At 71.0% G+C, this 23614-nt stretch carries 4 protein-coding genes; all 4 read left to right on the top strand.

Annotated features, from left to right (window positions below):
- The first annotated feature begins 9 nt into the window (after positions 1 to 9).
- The 4 genes from FHR38_RS31245 (at position 10) to FHR38_RS31260 (ending at position 23610) form a co-directional block, all read left to right on the top strand.
- Positions 10 to 5556, top strand: coding sequence for a non-ribosomal peptide synthetase (locus tag FHR38_RS31245; RefSeq protein WP_184538948.1), 5547 nt, complete (start codon positions 10 to 12; stop codon positions 5554 to 5556).
- 1 nt (position 5557) lies between these two features.
- On the top strand, positions 5558 to 8893 hold the full coding sequence (locus tag FHR38_RS31250; protein ID WP_184538950.1) for a non-ribosomal peptide synthetase: 3336 nt from the start codon (positions 5558 to 5560) through the stop codon (positions 8891 to 8893).
- A 7-nt stretch (positions 8894 to 8900) separates the two neighbouring features.
- On the top strand, positions 8901 to 9566 hold the full coding sequence (locus FHR38_RS31255) for a SpcZ (RefSeq protein WP_184538951.1): 666 nt from the start codon (positions 8901 to 8903) through the stop codon (positions 9564 to 9566).
- A 292-nt stretch (positions 9567 to 9858) separates the two neighbouring features.
- Entirely contained in the window at positions 9859 to 23610 is a 13752-nt protein-coding gene (locus FHR38_RS31260) for a non-ribosomal peptide synthetase (protein WP_184538953.1), read from the top strand.
- Positions 23611 to 23614: the final 4 nt, after the last annotated feature.

Below are 23614 nucleotides of genomic sequence, written 5' to 3' on the forward strand. Positions count from 1 at the left end.
CAGGGGCGCATGGACGAGAGCTCTTCGCACCGGCGCTACCCCGCCCTGGCCGTCCAACGTGGCATGATCCTGCAGACCCTGCGTCACCCGACCGTCGGCACGGACGTCCAGCAGGTCACCATCGAATGGGACGAGACACCGGACCCCGATGCCTTCACCACCGTCTGGCGGTCCGCCGCTGGACGGCACCCCGTGCTCCGTACCGCATTCGAGATCGATGGCGAGCACGGTGTGGTGCAGGTGGTCCAGCCCACGATCGTGCCCGACCTGCGCTGGCGGGAGACACCGCTCGCCGACTTCCTGACCGACGACCGGTACGAGCCGTTCAACATCGACCGGGCACCCCTGTTTCGCGTCACCGTCCTGGGCGACCGGCACGTCGTCGTCACCTTCCACCATGCGATCCTCGACGGTCGGTCCACGCGGATCCTGCTTGACGAGGTCATCGCCGACTACACCGCCCGTCGGGCGGGGCGGAGCCCCGAACATCCGTACCGGCCGCCGTTCGCGGAGTTCGTGCGCTGGTGGGGCACCGCCGATTCGACGGCCGACGAGGCGTTCTGGAAGGGATACCTGGCCGGGGCACCGATGCCCCGGCCACTGCCCGGCCATTTCGATACCGGCGGCGGCGGTGCCGCGCGCGCCGAGCCCGCCACCCACGAGATCGTGCTGACCCAGACGGAGTCCGATCGGGTCCGGGCGGCTGCTGCCACGGCCGACGCCGGGGCGAGCGTGGTGGTCAATGCCGCCTGGGCACTGCTGCGCGGTGCCTACGGTGGGGTGGACGACGTGACGTTCGCGGTCACCCGGTCCTGCCGGTACGACAGCGTGCCCGACGCCGACCAGATCGTCGGATGTCTGATCAACACAGTCCCGCTGCGGATCCGACTCGACCCACGGTGGACGGTACGGCGGCTACTCGCCGACGTCGCGGCCCGGGTCCGGCAGGTGCGCGAGCACCAGCGCACGGCGCTGAGCAGCATCCTCGACCAGAACGGCCTCGCCCCCGACACCCCCCTGCTGGACAGTCTGGTGGTGTTCGAGCGGCAACGACTACCCACCGCACTGGCTCAGTGGGGCTCGGAGCCGACGCGCCGCTCGGTACGCGTACACCGGATGCCCGGCTATCCGCTGACGCTGCACGCCTTCGACGAGCCACAGTTGCGGCTGGGTGGGGTCTGGGACCGCAACCGCCTACTCTCCGTCTCGGCGCGGCGGGTCCTCGAGCAGCTACGCGGCACGGTGCTGGAGCTGGCGGACCGGCCCGACGCCCGGCTCTGCGACCTGGACCTCGGTGCGGCCACCGAGGCCACCCTCCGGAACACCTGGAACGCCACCCGCCGTCGCTATCCGCGCGAGGCGTCCATTCCAGAGGTGTTCTCCGCACGCGTGGCCGAGGATCCAGACGCCGCCGCGCTGCTCATCGGCGACCGCACGGTCAGCTACGCGGAGCTGCACCGGGACAGCGACCGGCTGGCCCGCGCGCTGATCCAACACGGCGTCACGCCGGAGGCTCCGGTCGCGGTGCTGCTTCCCCGGGGCGAAACCCTGGTCCAGGCCCTGCTGGCGATACTCAAGGCCGGTGGGGCCTACCTGCCCGTGGATCCGGCGGCCCCACCGGCCCGCGTCGCGGCGATGCTCACCAGAAGCGGCACCCGCCTGCTCCTGACCACGGCCGAGACCGCCACCAGGGCCGCCGCCATCGTCGCGACCGCCGTGGAAGGGGCCGCCGGCATCGTCGCGACCGCAGGCCACGACCCCGGTCCGGTACGGATGCTGACGGTCGACGCACTCTCTGCGGCAGCGGGGCCGCCCGGTCCACCACCACCGGTGCGGATCCATCCGCTGCAACTGGCCTACGTCATGCACACCTCGGGCTCGACCGGCCTCCCCAAGGGGGTGGGGATCACCCACCGAGGGGTGCTCCGGCTCGTCACCGGACCGGACTTCGCCCGCCTCGGGCCGGGCGAGCGGCTGCTCCAGCTCGCCCCGACCGCGTTCGACGCCTCCACGTGGGAAATCTGGGGTGCCCTGCTCACCGGGGCGGCGGCGGTGGTCGCGCCGCCGGATCCGGTGGACCTCGCCACCCTGACCACGCTGCTGCGTAGCGGCCGGGTCACGATCGCCTTCCTCACCGCCGGGCTCTTCCATCAGCTTGTCGAGGAGGACGTCGGCGCGCTGGCACAGGTGCGGCAGTTGCTCACCGGCGGGGACGTCATCGACCCGGACGCGGTCCGGGCCACGCTGCGGGCGCGTGGTGGACTTTCCCTGGTCGACGCGTACGGGCCGACCGAGAACACCACGATGACCAGTTGCCACGTGCTCCACGACCCGGATCAGGTGGGCGACCGGGTGCCGATCGGTCGTCCGGTGCCACACACCAGCGTGCACGTGCTCGACCCGACCGGCCGGGCAGTGCCGATCGGTGTGGCGGGTGAGCTGTACACCGGCGGCGACGGGCTGGCCCGGGGCTATCTCGGTGATCCGGCGGTGACCGCCCGGTCGTTCGTCCCGGATCCGGAGGTGCCCGGCGAGCGGCTCTACCGGACCGGCGACCTGGTCCGCTGGCGGGCCGACGGCGTGCTGGAGTTCCTCGGCCGGCGCGACGACCAGGTCAAGATCCGTGGCTTCCGGGTCGAGCCGGGTGAGGTCGAGACGATACTCCGGGCGCACCCGGAGGTGACCGCCGCCGTGGTGTGCGTCCGGGGCGACGGAGCGGAGCGCCACCTGGCCGGTTACGTCACGCCGGCCGAGGGGACGGCACTCGCTGGTGAACGCGTCCGGGACTTCCTCTCCGCCCGGCTACCGCACTACCTGGTACCCGCCACGGTCACCGTCCTCGACCGCTTGCCGCTGACCGTGAACGGAAAGGTCGACCGGGCCGCGCTACCGGTACCCGATGTCCCGGGCCGGGCACCGGTGGGTGCCGGGCCTTCCTCACCCACCGAGCAGCGGCTCGCCGAACTGTGGTCCCGGCTGCTGCCCGGTGCCCGCCAGCCGGCCGGCATCGGGCGGGAGACCAGCTTCTTCGCCCTCGGCGGCAACTCGCTGACGGTCACCCGGATGATGTTCCGGATCCGGGAGACGTTCGGCGTCGACTGCGGACTGGACGAGTTCTACCGTGCGCCGACCCTGTCCGCGACGGCCGCGGCGATCGACGCGGCAACCGGCGCCACCGGTACGGCTGGACGCACGGCCAGCGGACCGGTGATGCGCCGCCGGGCCCGGATCCCGGTCCGGGGCGAGGCGGAGCTGCCGCCGCACCTCGTGCGGCTCCACGTCGGGTGGGCACTGTGGCGGACCGTCTGCCTGCGCGGCGCGGGGTTCCCGATCGACCTGCTCGCACCGCTGGGTGATGCGAAGCTCGCCGCTGCGGCGGATCGCCTGGTCGCCGCGCGTACCGCAGACGACCCGGCCGAGTGCGCCGCCGCCGAATCGGCCTACTCGGCTGAGTTCTCGCTGGCGGTCGGCCGACTCTCGGCCGCCCTGCGCGCGGTGGCCGGCGACCCCCGGTTCCGTGCGGCGGTCGCCTGGCAGAACCCGCACGCGCTGCGCACCGGCATCGACGCCCTACTGCGTCGTGATCCCGTCCAGCCGGTCCGCAACACCAAGCATCGGCAGCACGAGACGCTGGTCGCCAGCTATCTTCAGCGGTACTGCGCCAAGAACGACACCATCGGGTTCTTCGGTCCGGTCGGCTGGGCGCGGATCGAACCGGGTGCCGACATCCGGTTCGACCAGCCGCCCGCCCTGCTGGCCAAGCGGACCGTCCACCTCGAAGGGTGGGCGGTCGTGGCGGTGCTGGCACCGTACGCGACCAGGCTGCGCCCCTGGCTCGTACCCCGGCGGATGCCCTTCCTGGACCTGGCCGGTACGACGCTGCGGGTGCCGCTCGCCCCGCCGGTGGCGTTGACCGACGCCGAGGCAGCGGTGCTGCGGGCCTGTGACGGGATCCGGGACGCCATCGAGGTGGCCGCCACCGTGATCGCCGATCCGGCGTCGGACCTGCGGTCCACCCGGGAGGTACACCAACTGCTGGCGGAGTTGGCCACCGCCCACCGGATCGCCTGGCAGCCGGAGGTGGCACCGCACGACCTAGCCCCGGAGCGGAGCATGCGTGCCCGGCTGCTCCGGGTCACCGACGGGTCGGTACGACAGCCGGCACTCGCCGCCCTGGAGGAACTCTGCGCCGCCCGCGACGCGCTCGCGGCGGCGGCCGGTGATCCGCACCGGTTGGCCGGTGCGATGGCCGAACTGGAGACGACGTTCACGCGGCTGGCCGGCGTCCCCTCCACCCGCCGCGCCGGCACGATGTACGCCGGTCGCACCCCGGTCTACGAGGAGTGTCTACGGGCCGGCACGGTTCGCGTCGGTGAGGAGAGTCTGGCCGGAATCCGGGGGGCGCTCGCGCTGGTGTTGGACAGTGCACGCTGGTTCACCGCTGCCGGGGCCACTCTCTACCAGCGGCTCTTCACCGACCTCTACCGGCGTCGGGCCGCCGAACTGGGCACCGAGGTGGTGCCGTTCGCCGACTTCTGGCTGCTGGCCGGCGAGGCGCTGTTCCATCCGCCGGCCCGGCTGCGCACGCTGCTGACCAACGCGCTGCATCGGCGCTGGGCCGACGTACTGGCGCTGCCGCCGGACCAGCGGCGGGTCCGACTGGCGGCGGCGGACCTGGCTCCGGCGGCGACTGCCGCGTTCCCACTGGGACGCCCCGGTTGGCCGACGGCGGCGCAGCACAGCCCGGACCTGATGCGGGCCGGCACCGAGTGGGTGCTGGGTGAGCTGCACCCGGGGGTCAACACCATGCGGTACGCCACCTGGGTGGCCTACCACCCGGAGGTGGAGACGCTGCGGGGCGCGATGACCCGCGATCTGGGCGGCGGGCTGGTCTATCCCGCCGAGACCGGCCAGGAGGGCGGTGTGCCCACCCGGCAGAGCAACGGGCTCGCCGGCCCCGACGACCTTCGGTTGGTGTTCGCGCCCGACTCGTTCGGCCATGACCCGCGCAACAGCCTGCGCGTCGGCGAGTGCGACCTGGTCGGTACGACGAGCGGACTGCGGGTACGGTCCCGCGACGGTCGACTCGACCTCGAGCTGATGCACGTGCTCGGCGACATCGTGGGCGCCGGGCTGTCCCAGCTCTTCCGCATCCTGCCCCCGGCGGCGCACAGCCCCCGGGTCACCCTCGACTCGCTGGTGGTCAGCCGGGAGACGTGGACCTTCCACGCGGCCGAGCTGGCCTTCGCCGACACCGCCGACGAGGCGCTCCGGTTCCACCAGGCACGGGCCTGGGTCGGCCGCTACGACCTGCCCCGCCACGTGTTCCTGCGGTGCGCGGGGGAACGCAAGCCGGTCTACGCCGACCTGACCAGTCTCGCCTCGATCGACCTGGTGTCCCGGTCCATCCGCCGGGCCCGTCGGCACGGCGGGGACGAGGCGGTGGTCAGCGTGACGGAGATGCTGCCGGCACCGGACCAACTGTGGCTCACCGGTCCCGACGGCCGGTACACCGCCGAGCTGCGGGTCGTCGCGGTCGATGGTCAGGGAGACTGAGATGGCGTTGTTCGAGTTCCCGGCGTCGGCCGCGCAACGGCGGATGTGGCTGCTCGACCAGCTGGATCCCGGCCAGGTCACCTACCACATCGGTTGGGCCGTGTGGCTGGACGGACCGCTGGACGCCGCCGCCCTCGACGGGGCCTGGGCGGCTGTGGTCGAGCGGCACGAGATCCTGCGCACCACGTTCCGGGCCAACGGCGGCCTACCGATCCAGGTGATCGACGACGGCATACGCCCGGCCGGCATCGAGACCGTGTCCCTGGCGCACCTGCCGCAGGCGGATCGGGAAGGTGCGGTCCGATCGGCACTCCGGGAGCACGGCCGGATCCCGTTCCAGCTCGACGGCGGGCCGCTGACGCGTACCCGTCTGCTGCGGCTGGCCCCGGACCGGCACGTACTGTCGCTGGTCGCGCACCACGCCATCGCCGACGGCTGGTCGTTCCGGCTGCTCTTCGAGGAACTCACCGCCGACTACGCCGCGCTGCACGCCGGCCACCCACCCGTCTCAGGCGAGCCGAGCCTGCAGTACGCGGACTTCGCGCTCTGGGAGCGGGAGCACAGCGACGCGGGTGGTCATGTCGAGGCGGAACGGTTCTGGTCGGCCGAGCTGGCCGACGCCCCACCGGAGGTGGCGCTGCCGGTGGACCACCCGTACCCGGCCCGGCTCGGTCCCGCCGCCGCCGAGCTGCCGGTCCCGGTCGACGCCGCCCAGGCAGCGGCGCTGCGCCGGTTGGCCGAGGGGCGGGACAGCACTCTCTTCGCGGTGCTTTTGACCGCGTACGTCGCCACGCTGTCCCGGCTCGGTGGCGCGGACGAGCTACTCGTCGGCGTACCCGTGGCGGGGCGTACCCGGATCGAGACGGAGTCGATACTGGGCCTGTTCGCGAACACGCTGACCATCCGCGCGGCGCTGCCCGACGATCCCCCGCTCAACCAACTCCTCGACCGGCTGCACACCGCCATCGCGCGGGCCCAGGCCCACCAGGATCTGCCGTTCACACGGGTGGTGGAGTTGGGCCGGCCTGAGCGGCATCCGTCTCGGGCACCGCTGGTACAGGTGATGTGTACGGTCGAGGACGCGTCACCGCCGCTGGAGCGGGGCGGGCTGCGCTGGCGGCCGGAGTTGGTGCCCACCGGCACCGGCAAGTTCGAACTCGAACTGGCGGCTGTCGTCGGCCCGGACGAGCTGACCGTGCGGTTGCGTTACCTCACCGATCTCTTCACCCCGACTGGCGCGGGCCGGATCGCCGACGCACTCGGCGCGATGCTGACAGCGTTGGCGACGACGGCGGAAAGCCCCGTGTCCGAGGTGGACATCCTGTCCCCGGCGATGAGGGAACTCGTCACCCGGGTGTGGCCGACCGCCGCATCCCGGTCGACCCCACCGCCGGGCAGCACCGCCGCCGCCTGGGTGGCCGAGGTCGATCCCGGCGACCGGATGGTGATCCAGGGCCCCGACGTCGCCCTCACTGGTGTCCAGCTGCGTGCGATGACCGATCGGATCGCCGCCGGTCTGCTGGGGCTCGGCGTACGGGTCCAGGACACCGTCGGCATCGTCCTGCCCCGGGGCGCCCGGGTACTTCCGGCGCTGCTCGGCGTGTGGCGGGTCGGCGCGGCGTACCTGCCACTCGATCCGACCCATCCGCCGCAGCGGCTGCGCGGGATGCTCGCCGACGCCGGGGTACGGGTCGTCGTCACCGACCCTAGCGCCCTTCCCGCTCCGCTCCTGGCCGAGCTGACAGCCTCCATGGCCCTGCTCGACCTGGCCGAAGCGCAGTTGGCCGGAGCGCAGTTGGCCGGAGCGGACCCGGCGGACGCTGCTCCACTGCTGCCGCCGCCTCCGGCGATGCCGCCGACAGCGGCGGCGTACGTGCTGTTCACCTCGGGTTCCACCGGCCGCCCGAAGGCGGTCACCGTCACCCAGGGGGCGGTGGCCCACCTGCTGCACACGTTCCGGGAGCTGGTTCCCCTCGGTCCGGCCGACCGGGTCGTCTCGGTCAGCACGTTCGCCTTCGACATCGCCCTGCTCGACCTGCTGCTCCCACTGCTGTGCGGTGCTCCGGTGGTGGTCGCCGGGGACGACAACGTGATCGACGGGAACCGGTTGCGCCGGCTGCTCACCGCCGTGTCCGCCAGCATGCTCCAGGCGACCCCGACGACCTGGCGGATGCTGGTCGCGGCCGGCGGCGTGCCGCCCGGGGTGCGGCTACGCCTCAGCGGCGGTGAGGCGCTGCCCCGGGCCCTCGCGGACGCCCTGCTCAGCCCGGACACCCACCTGTGGAACCTCTACGGCCCGACCGAGACGACCGTTTACTCGACCGGCACCGAGGTCGCCACGGGGCCGGGCCCGCTGGATATCGGTCCGGCCATCGTCGGTAGCCGGATCTACCTGCTCGACCGGTGGCTGCGGCCGGTCCCGCCAGGCGTGGTCGGCGAGATCTACCTCGGCGGTGCGGGGCTCGGGCAGGGCTACGCCGGTGCCCCCGGGGCAACCGCCGACCGGTTCCTGCCCGACCCGTTCACCTCCGGCGGCCGGATATACCGCAGCGGAGACCTGGGGCGGTGGTTGCCGAACGGCCGGATCGAACCGCTCGGTCGGGTCGACCGGCAGGTGAAGGTACGCGGGTTCCGGGTCGAGACGGCGGAGGTCGAGGCGGTGCTGCGTGGCCATCCGGAGGTGCGCGACGCCGTCGTGGTGGCCTCCGCCGACGTCGCCCACGACGGTGTACGACTGGTCGGCTACGTGGTCAGCCGGGCCGGGGTGGGCGACCTGCCCGACGGGCTGCCCGAGTACGCGCGCGGACTCCTGCCTGAATACATGGTGCCGGCGACGTTCGTGGCGTTGGACGAGGTGCCCCGGACGACCCGGGGCAAGCTGGACCTGTCCGCCCTGCCGAAACCCCGCTGGGGCTTCGGCCCTGGATCGACGGTCGCGCCGCGTACCCCGCTGGAGCGGGAGTTGGTGGCGCTCGTGGCCGACCTGCTCGGTCTGCCCGGTCCGGTCGGTGTCCTCGACAACTTCTTCGTCCTGGGCGGACACTCCGTGAAGGCCACCCAGTTGATGGCCCGGATCTGGACGACCTACGGGGTCGATCTGCCCGTGCGAGCCCTCTTCGAGAACCCGACGATGGCGGGGCTCGCCGCAGCCATCTCCACTGCCGGTGGTGCCGCAGCCGATCCCGTTGCCGGTGGTGCCGCCGGTTCGGCGCCGAGGTCGGCGAGCGCTGACGTCCCTGTTGGCTCCGGGGACGTCGACTACCTCAACGCGTTGACCGACGACGATGTCGACGACCTCCTGGCCGCAATGGACCGGCCGGCGAACCGGGACCGGTGAGCGCCCGATGAGTGACCTGCCGGAGTGGCTGGCCGCACTGCTCGCGTCCCTGGGCGAGGGACGGGACCCGGACACGGTGGCGGAGTGGACCCGTCGGGTGCGACGGGAACTCGATCGCCTGGCCGGCCGGGTGCCGTTCCAGGTGGTGTACGACTGGCATGCCCGGCTCGTCACCTCGATGCCGGACGACATCGACGATCAGGATCGGGTGATCGAGCTACACCGGCGGGTGTCGTCCGGGGATCGGGTCGGGGCGACCGAGTGGAGTGACACGCTCCGGCCGGTCCTGCGCGAGTGGTACCGGGCCGCCTATCCGTACGCCGAGGCGTGGGCGGTAGCCCAGGCGAACGCGCGCGCCTACGCAACCGCCAACGGCTACCGTCCCGACGAGGTCGTCGAGTACGCCGAGTACTACGCCAATCTCAGCACCGGGGCGAACGCCGAGGCGTATGCGAACGCCAATGCCATCGCGAACGCGGACGCGATCGGGACGGCCCTGGCCCACGCGGACGAGTCGGCGTACGCGTTGACCTACCCGGCCGCTCTGCTGTGCGCTCGCGCCTTGGCGGAGGCGAACCGTGCCGGCCCTGTCGGGTCAGCACAGACGCTCAGGGCTGTCTACGCGCGGCTCGCGGACGAGTTGGTCGACAGTTTGGCGCGGGTCGCGGTTTGAGGCGATTCAAGGCCAGAACGCAGCTACGCCCGTTGCGGGGATTATCTGTCTACTCTCGCCATTCGCAGATGGGGAAAATGGCCTTCCAGCCGGGTACGGCGGTGGGCAACCGGCTTACTGGCCTGCTCAGTCGCTGTGTCGGGACCGGCCTTCGGACGTCGCCACACGCCGGCCCAGCCATCAAGATCGGTTGAGACATTGATCCTGGCCTCAGCCAGATGGATCAATTAATGTGAATCAACCTTTTCAAGGTCATGTACTCGGCGGCCAGCCAGAACCGAGGGGGCACACGTTGCCGCACGATCAGCCGTTCCAGGGTTCCGCCCCCGCCCCGGCCGTTGCCTCGGTCCCGGAGGGCCGGGCAGCCATCGAAATCGAGCCGCTACCAGACCGGTCGGGTCCGCTGCCGTTGTCCTTCGCCCAGCAGCGGTTGTGGTTCCTGGAACGTCTCGGCGGCGTCAGCCACGCCTACCACATGCCCCTGGCCCTACGCCTCGACGGCTGGCTCGACCGCGACGCCCTCACCACCGCGCTGGACACCATCGTCGCCCGACACGAGATCCTGCGCACCCGCATCGTCACCACCGAGGACGCAGAGGCGTACCAGCACGTCGACCCACCGGAGATCGGCTTCCCCCTCCACGTCGACGACCTCACCGAACACCCGGACCCCGGCAGCCGGCTGGCCGAGCTACAGGAAGCCGAGACCAGCGCACCGTTCGACCTGGCCACCGGACCACTCATCCGGGGCCGACTCGTCACACTCGCCCCCGACCAGCACGTACTGCTCATCACGATGCACCACATCGTCTCCGACGGCTGGTCCATGTCCGTACTCACCCACGAACTCGGCGCCCGCTACACCGCCAACCGAGACGGTCGACCCGACCCCCTGCCGCCACTACCACTCCAGTACGCCGACTACGCCGCCTGGCAACGCCAATGGCTCACCGGCGACACCCTCGCCCGGCAGGAAACCTACTGGCGGCAAACCCTCACCGGAGCCCCCACCCTCCTCGAACTCCCCACCGACCGACCCAGACCACCCGAACAGGACCACCACGGCGCGCGCATCACCGTCGAACTCGATGCTGACCTGACCGCTGGTCTCAAAGACCTCACCGCCGCGCACGGCGGAACCCTGTTCATGACCCTGCTCACCGGCTGGGCCATCGTCCTGTCCCGCCTCTCCGGCCAACACGACCTCGTCATCGGCACCCCCACCGCCAACCGCCGCCGCACCGAACTCGAAACCCTCATCGGCTTCTTCGTCAACACCCTCGCCCTACGAATCGACCTCACCGACAACCCCACCACCACCCAGCTCCTCCACCGGGTCCGCGACCTCTCCCTCACCACTCTCGAACACCAGGACCTCCCCTTCGAACACGTCGTCGAACTCGTCAACCCCACCCGCAACCTCGCCCACACCCCGCTGTTCCAAGTCATGTTCGCCTGGCAGAACACCGAGGACGGCGAACTGGCCCTGCCCGGCATCCAGGTCACCCACCTACCCACCCCCTACCCCACCGCCAAGTTCGATCTCACCCTCGCCCTCGCCGAACACGACGACCGGATCCGCGGCAGCCTCGAATACGCCACCGCCCTCTTCGACCACACCACCGCACACCGCTACCCCCACTACCTGCGCCACGTCCTGACCCGGATGGTCGAGCATCCCGACCAACCCATCACCGAACTGTCCCTGCTCGCCCCGGAAGACCGTCGTCAACTTCTGGCCGCCGGTGACAGCGTCGCTTCCTATCCGGCCGAGGAGACGATCCCCGCGCTGTTCGGGAAACAGGCGGCCATCCGGCCGGACGCCGTGGCGGTGAGTTTCGAGGGACAATCGCTCAACTACGCCGACCTCGACACCCGCTCGAACCAACTCGCCCACCACCTGCGGACACGGGGAATCGGCCCGGGCTGCCTGGTCGCCGTCTGTCTGGAACGCTCCCCCGACCTCGTAATCGCGCTGCTGGCCATCCTCAAGGCCGGAGGCGCGTACCTGCCGCTGGATCCGTCCCACCCCGCCGACCGCCTCACCCACCTACTGCGGGACAGCACACCCCGCCTGCTGCTCACCGACGACACGGCCCACGCCGCGCTGGCCGACGTCGCTTCCGTACCGGTGGTCCACATCGACACCGAAGCCTGGACGGACCAACCACGTACCGCACCGGTCGTCGACCTCACCCCGAACCACCTCGCATACGTGATCTACACCTCCGGCTCCACCGGACAGCCCAAGGGCGTCCTGGTGGAACACGCCAATGTGGTACGACTCTTCTCGGCCACGGCACGCTGGTTCGACTTCGGGCCGACCGACGTGTGGAGCCTCTTCCACTCCGCAGCATTCGACTTCTCCGTCTGGGAGATCTGGGGCGCGCTGCTGCACGGCGGCCGGCTGGTGGTCGTACCCCGGTCGGTCACCCGCTCCCCTGCGGAGTTCCACCGGCTGCTCTGCGACGAGGGCGTCACCGTCCTCAACCAGACCCCCAGCGCCTTCCGCAGCCTCATCGCGGCGCAGGCCGACAGTGGCCGGGTGCATCGCCTGCGGACGGTGGTATTCGGTGGCGAGGCACTGGACCCGCCGATGCTGCGACCGTGGTACGCCGACGCTCGCAACGAGCACACCGAGCTGGTCAACATGTACGGCATCACCGAGACGACGGTGCACGTGACCTACCGGCCGTTGGCCCCGGCCGACATCGAACAGCCGGGGCGTAGCCCGATCGGGCGGCCCATCGACGACCTGCGGCACTACGTGCTGGACGAGCGGCTGGAGCCGGTACCGCCCGGGGTCGCCGGTGAACTCTACGTCGGCGGCGCGGGAGTGGCCCGGGGCTACCTCAACCGGCCCGAGCTGACGGCGGAACGCTTCCTCGACAGCCCCTTCGTGCCCGGCGATCGGCTCTACCGGACCGGTGACCTGGTTCGTCGGCGGCCCGACGGAGAGTTGGATTATCTCGGCCGCAACGACTTCCAGGTGAAGATCCGAGGTTTCCGGGTCGAACTCGGCGAGATCGAGGCACACCTGACCGCCGCCCCGGGCGTACGCGAAGCGGTGGTACTGGCCAGCACAGATCCGGCTGGCGGCACCAGACTCGTCGCCTACTACACCGCCTCGGTCCGTAGGTTGACCGCCGACGCGCTGCGTCACCGGCTCTCCGGAGTCCTACCCGAGCACATGCTCCCGGCCGCGTACGTGCCGGTCGCCGAATGGCCCCTCACCGCCAACGGCAAGCTCGATCGCCAGGCGTTACCGTCGCCCGAGGGAACCGCCTTCGCCACCCGGCGGTACGCGGCACCGGTCGGCCCGATGGAGACCACCCTCGCCGCCATCTGGGCCGAGGTGCTGGGCATCGAACAGGTCGGCCGGCACGACAACTTCTTCGCGTTGGGCGGGCACTCGCTGCTGGCGCTGCGGGTGTTGGAACGGATGCGCCGGCAGGGCGTGCACGCCGACGTACGGATGCTGTTCGGATCACCGGTCCTGGCCGACCTGGCCACCGCCGTCGGTGCCGGCCCGGCTCGGGACGAGGTCCCACCCAATCTGATCCCGGCCGGCTGCCCACGGATCACCCCGGATCTGCTGCCCCTGGTGGAGCTCAGCCAGCCAGAGATCGACGCGATCGTCGCCACCGTGCCGGCTAGAGCGGGCAACGTCCAGGACATCTACCCGCTGGCCCCGATGCAGGAAGGCATCCTGTTCCACCACCTGATGGCCCACACCGGTGATCCGTACCTGGTCACCACCTTGATCGGGTTCGCCGACCGGAACCGGCTGGACCGCTACCGGGCCGCGCTGGAGGCCGTGATCGCGCGGCACGACATCCTACGTACCGCAGTGGTGTGGCAGGGGGTCAACGAGCCGGTACAGGTGGTGTGGCGGCGGGCCCCGCTGCCGGTCGAGGAGGTGACGCTGGATCCGGCGGGCGGCGACCCACGTCAGCAGCTACGGAAGCACTTCGACCAGCGGCTTGGTCGACTCCCCCTGCACCAGGCACCCCTGCTGCGGCTGCTGGTCGCCCGGAACCCGCACGACGGGAGCTGGCTGGCACTGGAGCTGATCCACCACATCATCGACGACAACACCTCACTCAAGCAGCTCACCGCCGAGATCCGGGCACACCTGGCCGGCCGGGCCGACCGGTTGCCGCCACCGCTGCCGTTCCGCGACTTCGTGGCCCGGATGCGCCGGGGTGCGGACCGGGCCGACCAGGAGACCTTCTTCCGGGGCATGCTCCGGGACGTCGACACGCCGACCGCCCCCTTCGGCCTGCTGGACATCCACGGCGACGGCCACAGCATGCGGCACTCCCGGCTACGTCTCGACGCGGCGCTGTCGCGCCGGCTGCGGGACCGGGCGCAGGCGCTGCGGGTCGGTGCGACCAGCCTCTTCCACGTCGCCTGGGGACAGGTGTTGGGCCGGGCCAGCACCCGTCACGACGTCGTCTTCGGCACCGTCCTGCTCGGGCGAATGCGGGCCGACGCCGGCACCGATCGGGTGCTGGGTCCATTCATCAACACCCTTCCGCTGCGGATCAGCCTCGGTGCGACCAGCATCGCGGACTGTGTGCTCCGTACCCACGCGATGTTGACGGAGCTGATCCGGCACGAGCATGCACCACTGGCCCTGGCCCAGTCCTGCAGCGGCGTGGCACCACCGGCTCCGCTCTTCACGGCGCTACTGAACTACCGGCACGTCGAGGTGCTGGCCGAATCCGACACCACACCGACGGTCGACCCGGACGACCTGACCTACCTGGCCGCCGAGGAACGCGGCAACTACCCGCTGGCGCTGGACGTCGACGACCTGGGCGACGGGTTCGTGTTGACGGTCGCCGCCACGGCCGGCGTCGCCGCCGAGCAGGTCTGCGCGATGGTCGAGCAGGCGCTCGTCGCCCTGGCCGACACGCTGGAGCAGGCACCCGGTACGCCCATCGGGCGACTGGACGTACTGCCGCCGGCCGAGCGGCACCGGCTACTGGTCGACGGCAACGAGGCAGCGGTGGCGTACCCGCCGGATCGGTTGGTGCACCACCTGTTCGAGACTCAGGTGGCTCGGGACCCGCACGCGGTGGCCCTCGTCCTCGACGAGTACCGGCTCACCTATGGTGAACTGAACGCGCAGGCCAACCGGCTGGCGCACCACCTGCGGACCCGGGGTGTCGGACCGGACCGGCTGGTCGCGATCTGCGTGGAGCGTTCGCTGGACGCGGTGGTGGCCCTGCTGGCGGTGTTGAAGGCGGGGGGTGCCTACCTGCCGCTGGACCCGGCCTACCCGGTCGAGCGGTTGGCCTACATGTTGCGGGACGCCACCCCGATCGCGGCGCTGACCCACCGTCCGGCACGCGACCGGTTACACGCCGCACTCTCCGGGACCGCGCTCTCCACGCCTGCGCTGTCCGGAGCCGCACTCTCCGGGACCGCGCTCTCCGCGCCTGCACTCTCCGGAGCCGACCTCTGTGTCATCGACCTCGACCTCGACGCGGCCGACTGGACGGAGCAGGCCGAGACCGATCCGGTGGTCGAGGGATCGACTCCGGACAACCTGGCGTATGTCATCTACACCTCCGGCACCTCCGGTGCGGCCAACGGCGTGCTGGTCGAGCACGGTCAACTCGTCGCCGTCGCCGCGGCCTGGGAACACCTCTTCGACCTGCGGTCCGATCTGGTGCACCTACAGATGGCCAGCTTCTCCTTCGACGTGTTCACCGCCGACGTGGTGCGGGCGCTGGGATTCGGTGGGCGGCTGGTGCTCTGCCCCCGCCCGCTGCTGCTCGACGGGCCGGGGCTGTACGCCCTGCTGCGGCAACACGGCGTGGACTTCGCCGACTTCGTACCGGCGGTGCTCAACCCGCTGATGGGCTACCTGGAGACCGTTGGCGGCAGCCTCGCCGGCCTGGAGACGGTGGTCTGCGGCTCGGACGCGTGGACGGTGGCGAACGCGGCGCAGTTGCGGGCGTTGTGCGGCCCGCAGGTGCGGATCGTCAACGCGTACGGGGTGACCGAGGCCGCCGTAGACAGCACCTGTTACCAGCTTCCGAGCACCGGCGTGGCCGAGCTGGCCTGCCTGCCGATCGGCCGACCGCTGCCGAACGTACGGGTCTACCTTCTCGACGAGGCCGGTGAACCGGTTCCGGCAGGGGTGATCGGCGAGATCGTCATCGGTGGTGCCGGCGTGGCCCGGGGCTACCTGAACCGGCCCGAGCTGACGGCGGAACGCTTCCTCGCCAGCCCTTTCGTCCCCGGTGACCGGCTCTACCGCACCGGCGACCTGGGACGTCGGCTCCCGGACGGGCGGATCGAGTTTCTCGGCCGGGACGACTTCCAGGTGAAGGTCCGGGGCTTCCGGGTCGAACTCGGCGAGGTCGAGGCGCGGCTGGCCGCCTGTCCCGGCGTACGGGAGGCTGTCGTCGTCGCCCGGCCGGACACCAGTGGCCACCAGCGGCTCCTCGCGTACTTCCTGGCTGGGACAGGCCAGCCGCCGAATGCCATGGTGTTGCGGGACCGGCTCGCCACCGAGTTGCCCGAGTACATGGTGCCCGCCGCGTACGTCCGCCTGTCGGCGTGGCCGCTGACGCCCAACGGCAAGCTCGACCGGTCGGCGCTGCCGGCACCGGACGGAGATTCCTTCGGACAGCGCGGATACGTCGAGCCAGCCGGGCTGCTGGAGACCATGGTCGCGGGAGTCTGGGCCGAGGTGCTGGGCATCGATCGGGTCGGTCGCCACGACGACTTCTTCGCCCTGGGCGGCCATTCGCTGCTCGCCATGCGACTGGTCGCGAGGATCCGGCAGACGCTGGGGCGGGAGGTCTCCCCGGCGGCGCTCTTCGCCGCACCGGTCCTGGCCACTTTCGTCACCCGGTTGACGCCGGACGGGCGCGACGTGCTGCCACCGATCCGCCCAGCCGATCGCACCGGCCCGTTGGAGCTCTCCTTCGCGCAGCAGCGGTTGTGGTTCCTGGAACACCTGGGCGGCGTCAGCCACGCCTACCACATGCCCCTGGCCCTACGCCTCGACGGCTGGCTCGACCGCGACGCCCTCACCACCGCGCTGGACACCATCGTCGCCCGACACGAGATCCTGCGCACCCGCATCGTCACCACCGAGGACGCAGAGGCGTACCAGCACGTCGACCCACCCGAGGTCGGACTCGCCCTACAGGTCGAGGACCTGACCGGGTGCGCCGACATCAGCGCCCGGCTGGCCGAGCTACAGGAAGCCGAGACCAGCACCCGGTTCGACATCACCACCGGTCCGCTCATTCGGGGCCGGCTCGTCGTACTCGCCCCAGACCAGCACGTACTGCTGCTGACCGTGCACCACATCGTCTTCGACGGCTGGTCCATGGGTGTCCTCACCCGCGAACTCGGCGCCCTCTACACCGCGATCCACCACGGCCAGCCCGATCCGCTAACACCACTGCCGACCCAGTACGCCGACTACGCCGCCTGGCAACGCCAGTGGCTCACCGACGACACCCTCGCACGGCAGGAAACCTACTGGCGGCAGGCCCTGACCGACGCTCCCACCCTCCTCGAACTCCCCACCGACCGACCTCGACCGCCGGAGCAGGACCACCATGGTGCCCAACTCCACCTGGACCTGGGCACCGACCTGACCGCCGCGTTGACCGGCCTCGGCACCCGATACGGCGGCACCCTGTTCATGACCCTGCTCACCGGCTGGGCCATCGTCCTGTCCCGTCTCTCGGGCCAACACGACCTGGTCATCGGCACCCCCACCGCCAACCGCCGCCGCACCGAACTCGAAGACCTCATCGGCTTCTTCGTCAACACCCTCGCCCTACGGATCGACCTCAGCGGCAATCCCATCGGCACCGAACTCCTCCACCGGGTCCGCGACCTGTCCCTGACCACCCTCGAACACCAGGACCTCCCCTTCGAACAGGTCGTCGAACTCGTCAACCCGGCCCGCAACCTCGCCCACACCCCGCTGTTCCAGGTGATGTTCGCCTGGCAGAACACCGAGGACGGCGAACTGGCCCTGCCCGGCATCCAGGTCGGCACCCTGCCCGCCCCGTACCCCACCGCCAAGTTCGACCTGATGCTGTCCCTGGCCGAGCAGAACGGTCGGATCCGCGGCAGCCTCGAGTACGCCACCGCCCTGTTCGACGAGGCCACCGCGCGTCGCTACACCCGTTACCTCCATCAGGTACTGACCCAGTTGGTCGACCAACCCGACCGACCAATAGCGGAACTCACCCTGCTCGACGAGCGGGATCGGGAACAGTTGCTGCGACAGATCCCGCCGGTGCCGGTGGTGCGGGGTGTCCGTGGCCGGTTCGAGGCGCAGGTCGTCGCCACACCGGACGCGGTGGCGGTGTCGTTCGGGGACGAGTCGCTGCGGTACGGCGAGCTGAACAGCCGCGCCAACCAGCTCGCCCACCACCTGCGGGCACAGGGCGTCGGCCCGGACCGCGTCGTCGCGGTCTGCCTGCGCCGGTCACCGGAGCTGGTCGTCGCGCTGCTGGCCATTCTCAAGGCCGGGGGTGCCTACCTGCCGCTGGATCCGACACACCCCGCAGAACGCCTCGCCCACCTGCTACGGGACAGTTCGCCGGTCCTGTTGCTCACCGGCCGGGACACCGGGGCGGTCGCCCGGCTCACCGGCGCGCCGCCCGCCGTCGACCTCGTCACCGATGTGGGGCGCTGGGCCGGGAACCCTGCCAGCAATCCCGGTCCGGCCGCCGGACCGGACCACCTCGCCTACGTGATCTACACCTCCGGCTCGACCGGACAGCCCAAGGGGGTGGCGCAGACCTGGCGTTGCCTCGACAACCTGATCGACTGGCAGCTCCGCTACGCCACCCCCGGCAGCCCGGTACCCGAACGCGTGTTGCAGTTCGCCTCGATCGGCTTCGACGTCTCGGTCCAGGAGATCTGGAGCACCCTGTGTCAGGGGGGCACGCTGGTACTGGTCGACGAGGACCAGGTACGGGACCTGGGTCGCCTGCGCCAGTTCGTCACCGAGCAGGGCGTACGACGGGCCTTCCTGCCCACGGCGGTCGTGCACCAGTTGGCCGGAGTCACCGGCACCGTCCCCCCGCTCGACCCCGGCTGCGAGATCGTCACCGCCGGTGAGGCGCTCCGGGTCACCGACGACGTTCGCGCCCTGGTGGTCGGGCTGGGCGGCAGGTACCTCTACAACCAGTACGGACCGACCGAGACCCATGTGGTCAGCCAGTTCGCCCTGGCCAGCGCGGATACGGCCAACTGGCCGACGCTTCCGCCGATCGGCCGGCCGATCGCCAACGCGCGGCTGTACGTGCTCGACACGGGGCTGGAACCGGTGCCGTCTGAGGTCGTCGGCGAGCTGTACATCGGCGGGACTGGGCTGGCGCGCGGCTACCTCAACCGACCGGGCCCGACCGCGTCGCGGTTCCTGCCCGACCCGTTCGCCGGACCGGGTGAGCGGATGTACCGCAGCGGTGACCTGGCCCGTCGACGCGCCGACGGCACGATCGAGTTCGTCGGGCGAGCCGACGACCAGGTCAAGGTACGGGGCTTCCGGGTCGAGCCGGGCGAGGTCGAGAACGCCCTGCGGGGCGTTCCCGGCGTACGCGAGGCAGCGGTCCTGCTGCGCGAGGACACCCCGGGTGATCCGCACCTGGTCGGTTACCTGGTCGGTGACGTCACCGCCGAGACAGCCCGCGACCAGCTACGGCTCCGGCTGCCTGGTCACCTGGTGCCGACCCGCTGGGTGGTGTTGGACCGGCTGCCCCTGACCACCAACGGCAAGCTGGACCGTCGGGCGCTGCGGGCACCCGACCCGGCGGAGGCGGTCACCACGTACGTCGCCCCGCGCGACGACCGGGAGGCCCAACTCGCCGCCGTCTGGGCCGAGGTACTGCGCCGGGACCGGGTCGGGGTGCACGACGACTTCTTCGCACTCGGTGGGCACTCGCTGCTGGCAACCCGGCTCGTCCACGCCGTCAACGAGCGGATGTCAGCCCAGTTGTCCCTGCGTACGCTCTTCCAGAAGCCGGTCCTGGCCGACCTGGCCGCCGAGCTGGCGCAGCACGGTTCTCCCGCCGTCGAGGGCCTCGGCCCGCTGGTCCCCGATCCCGCCGGCCGGTACGAACCGTTCCCGCTCAGCGACATCCAGGAGGCCTACTGGGTAGGTCGGGAGTCCACCATCGAACTCGGTGGGGTCGGCGCGCACGGCTACAGCGAGCTGCGGGTACGCGACTTCGACGAGGAGCGCTTCACCCGGGCACTGCATCGACTGGTCGACCGGCACGACATGCTCCGCGCGGTCTTCGACGACGGCACGCAGCGCATCCTGCCGTCCGTACCGCGCTATCGGATGGCTCGGCAGGACCTGCGCGGACTCGATCCCGAGACGGTCGAGCGGCGGCTGGGGGAAACCCGGGAGCGGATGTCCCACCAACTGCTCGACGCCGGCTGCTGGCCGCTGTTCGAGTTCGCCCTGACCCTGCTCGACGGCGAGGTACGACTACACGTCAGCATCGACGCGCTGATCGTCGACGCGGCCAGCACGCAGATCCTGGAACACGAGCTGGCGTTGTTCTACACCGATCCGGACGTCGACCTGCCGCCGATTCCGGTGAGTTTCCGAGACTACGTCCTGACCGAGCGGGTCCTGCGGCAGACGCCGCGCTACGAGCGGGCGCTGGACTACTGGCGGCAGCGGGTCGACAGCCTGGCCTCCGCGCCGGCGCTGCCGTTGGAACGTCAGCCGGAGAGCATCGAGCGGCCCCGGTTCACCCGCTACGACGAGGTGCTGTCCGCCGAGCGGTGGAGCCGGCTGAAGGCGGCGGCCGGCCGGCACGGGGTCACCCCGTCGGTGCTGCTGGTGACCGCGTTCGCACAGGTACTGGCCCGGTGGAGCCGCCAGCCAAGGTTCACGTTGAGCCTGCCACTGTTCAACCGGCTGCCGCTGCACCCCGGCATCAACGCCGTCATCGGCGACTTCACCTCCCTGGTGCTGCTGGAGGTCGAGGTGCCGCCCGGCGTCGACTTCGCGACCCGGGCCCGGACGGTGCAGGAACAACTCTGGCAGGACATCGACCATGCCGCGGTCAGCGGGGTACGGGTGAACCGCGAACTCGCCCGCGCCAGGGGCACCCGGCACGCCGCCGTGCCGATCGTCTTCAACAGCACGCTGAGCGAGTTGGCTCCGGACACCGGCGACGGTGGTCTCGCGTCGGCGTTGCAGGGCGAGGTCGTCCACGGCATCACCCAGACTCCACAGGTGTGGATCGACCACACGGTGCTGGAGGCTGGCGGGCGGCTGCACTACAACTGGGACAGCATCGACGAGTTGTTCCCCACCGGTCTGGTCGCCGAGATGTTCGCGGCGTATCGGACCCTGCTGCGTCGCCTGGAGGTCCCCGAGGCCTGGCGGGGCACGCTGGACGAGCCGGTCGCCCCACCCGCCCCGACGGACCGGCCCGCCACTCGGCCGTTGCTGCACGAACTGTTCGACCGGCAGGCACTGGCGACCCCCACCGCACCCGCGGTGCTGGCCCCGGACCGGCAGCTGGACTACCGGATATTGCGGGTCGAGGCGCGGCGGTTGGCCGGCCGGTTGCAGGAGCATGGCGTAGGCCCGGGGCAGCTCGTCGCGGTACGACTGGACCGTGGCTGGCGTCAGGTCGTCGCCACTCTGGCGATCCTCTACGCCGGTGGCGCCTACCTGCCGGTCGACCCGGAGTGGCCGGCCGAGCGGGTGGCGCGGGTACTGGACCGGGCCGAGGCCACCCTGATCCTGGTGGACTCGGCGCCTGTGGTCGTACCCGGTGGTATCCAGCGACTGGTGGTCGACACGACCACGGGTAAGGCGGACCGCACCGGCGGTGCGGGTGGGTCCGATGGGGCAGGCGGCGCGAGTGGGCCGGTGCTCCGGCCGGTCGCGAGAGCCGACACCGAACTCGCGTACGTGATCTACACGTCCGGCTCCACCGGCACGCCGAAGGGCGTGATGATCGATCATCGCGGTGCGGTCAACACGCTGCTCGACGTCAACGAGCGCTTCGCCGTCGGCCCGGCCGACCGGGTCCTGGCCATCTCCGCGCTCAGCTTCGACCTTTCGGTCTTCGACATCTTCGGCACGCTCGCCGCCGGCGCGGCGGTGGTGACACTCGACCCGGAACTGGCCCGCGATCCGGCCCACTGGCTGGACCTGGCCCACACCCACCGGGTCAGTGTCTGGAACTCGGTACCAGCGTTGGCCGGCATGCTCGCCGACCACGCCGACGGTGGTCACCCGTTGCCACCGTCGCTGCGGTTGGCGATGCTCTCCGGTGACTGGATCCCACTTCCGCTACCCGGGCGGCTGCGGGCGCTGCTGCCCGACCTTCAGGTGCACAGCCTCGGTGGGGCCACCGAGGCGTCGATCTGGTCGATCCACCATCCCGTCGACGAGGTGGATCCGGCCTGGCGCAGCGTCCCGTACGGGCGGGCGTTGACCCACCAGCGGATGTACGTACTGGACGAGGCGCTCCGACCCCGGCCGACCTGGGCCACCGGTGACCTCTACATCGGCGGGGTGGGCCTGGCGCAGGGTTACTGGCGGGACGAGGCGGCGACCACGGCCAGCTTCGTCACCCATCCGGTCACCGGTGAGCGGCTCTACCGCACCGGCGACCTGGGACGGCTGCGGCCCGACGGGACGATCGAGTTCCTCGGCCGCGAGGACGGCCAGGTCAAGGTGCACGGCTATCGGATCGAACTGGGCGAGATCGAGGCGGCGCTGGAGGCCCACCCCGGGATACGCGCCGCAGCGCTGCGGCTGCTGGGGTCGGCCCAGGGCGACAAGCGGCTGGCCGCGTACGTGGTGCCGGAGGGCGTCGCGCTCGACCCCACCGCGCTGGTCGAGCACCTGGAGGACCGACTGCCGGCGTACATGGTGCCGGCGTCGTTCACCATGCTCGACGCGTTGCCGCTGTCGGCCAATGGCAAGGTCGACCGGGGGCAACTGCCCGACCCGAAGCCGTCGGCCATGGTCGCCGTCGAGACGCTGCTGTTCGACGATCCGGCCGAGAACCGCCTGGTGGCGATCGTCACCGAGATCCTCGACCTGGCGGTGGTCGCACCGGACGCCAACCTGCTGCTGCTCGGCGCGACCTCCATCGACATCGTACGAATCGCCAACGCCCTGGCCAGCGAGTTGGGTTTCCGGCCGAAGCTGGCCCGGCTGATGCGTACCCCGACCCTCGCCGACCTGCTCGCCATGTTCCGCGAGTACGCCGCCCAGCGGGCCGTCGTCGCGACCGCCCAGCGGGCCGTCCTCGGGGTGATCGAGGAACCGGCCGCCCGCGCCGAGTTCAAGACGGACCGGCGGGGCCGGCGCGTCCTCACGCCCGACAGCCCACAGGTCACGTTACCCGCACCAGCCGATCCGGCGTTCGAGCAGTGCTACACCGGCTACCGCTCGGTCCGGCGGTTCGACCCGGCCCCGGTACCGGCCGAGGCGCTCGGACTGCTCCTGGCCCCCCTGTCCCAGCGAGCGGTCGACGGCCAGGGGAAATTCCAGTACGGCTCGGCTGGCGGCACCTATTCCGTACAGACCTACCTGTATGTGAAGCCCGGCCGGGTGACCGGAGTGCCGGGCGGGGCCTACTACCACGACCCGGCCACACACCACCTGGTGGCGCTCGGCCACGACCGCGAGCTGCCCTCGGACGCCTACGACTACTTCGTCAACCAGCCGGTCTTCGAGGCGGCGGCGTTCGCGCTGTTCCTGGTGGCGCAGCGGACGGCGATCGAGCCCCTCTATCCAGAGCAGAGTCATACGTTCTGCGCAATCGAGGCGGGTGCGATGGCCCAACTGTTGACGATGGCCGCCCCCGACCACGGCCTCGGCCTCTGCGGAATCGGCTCGCTGGAGGCGACCGAGCTGACTGCCCTGTTCGACCTGGAGACGTCCCACCAGCTGATCTATTCACTGGTCGGTGGCCGTCCCGTCCCGTCCCACGCGAAGGGTGCCGGGACCCACGCCGATCAGCCCGATACCAACCCCACCGACACGATCACGGTCGAGCTCTGAATCT

Source organism: Micromonospora polyrhachis (genome assembly GCF_014203835.1).
Classification (GTDB): Bacteria; Actinomycetota; Actinomycetes; order Mycobacteriales; family Micromonosporaceae; genus Micromonospora_H; species Micromonospora_H polyrhachis.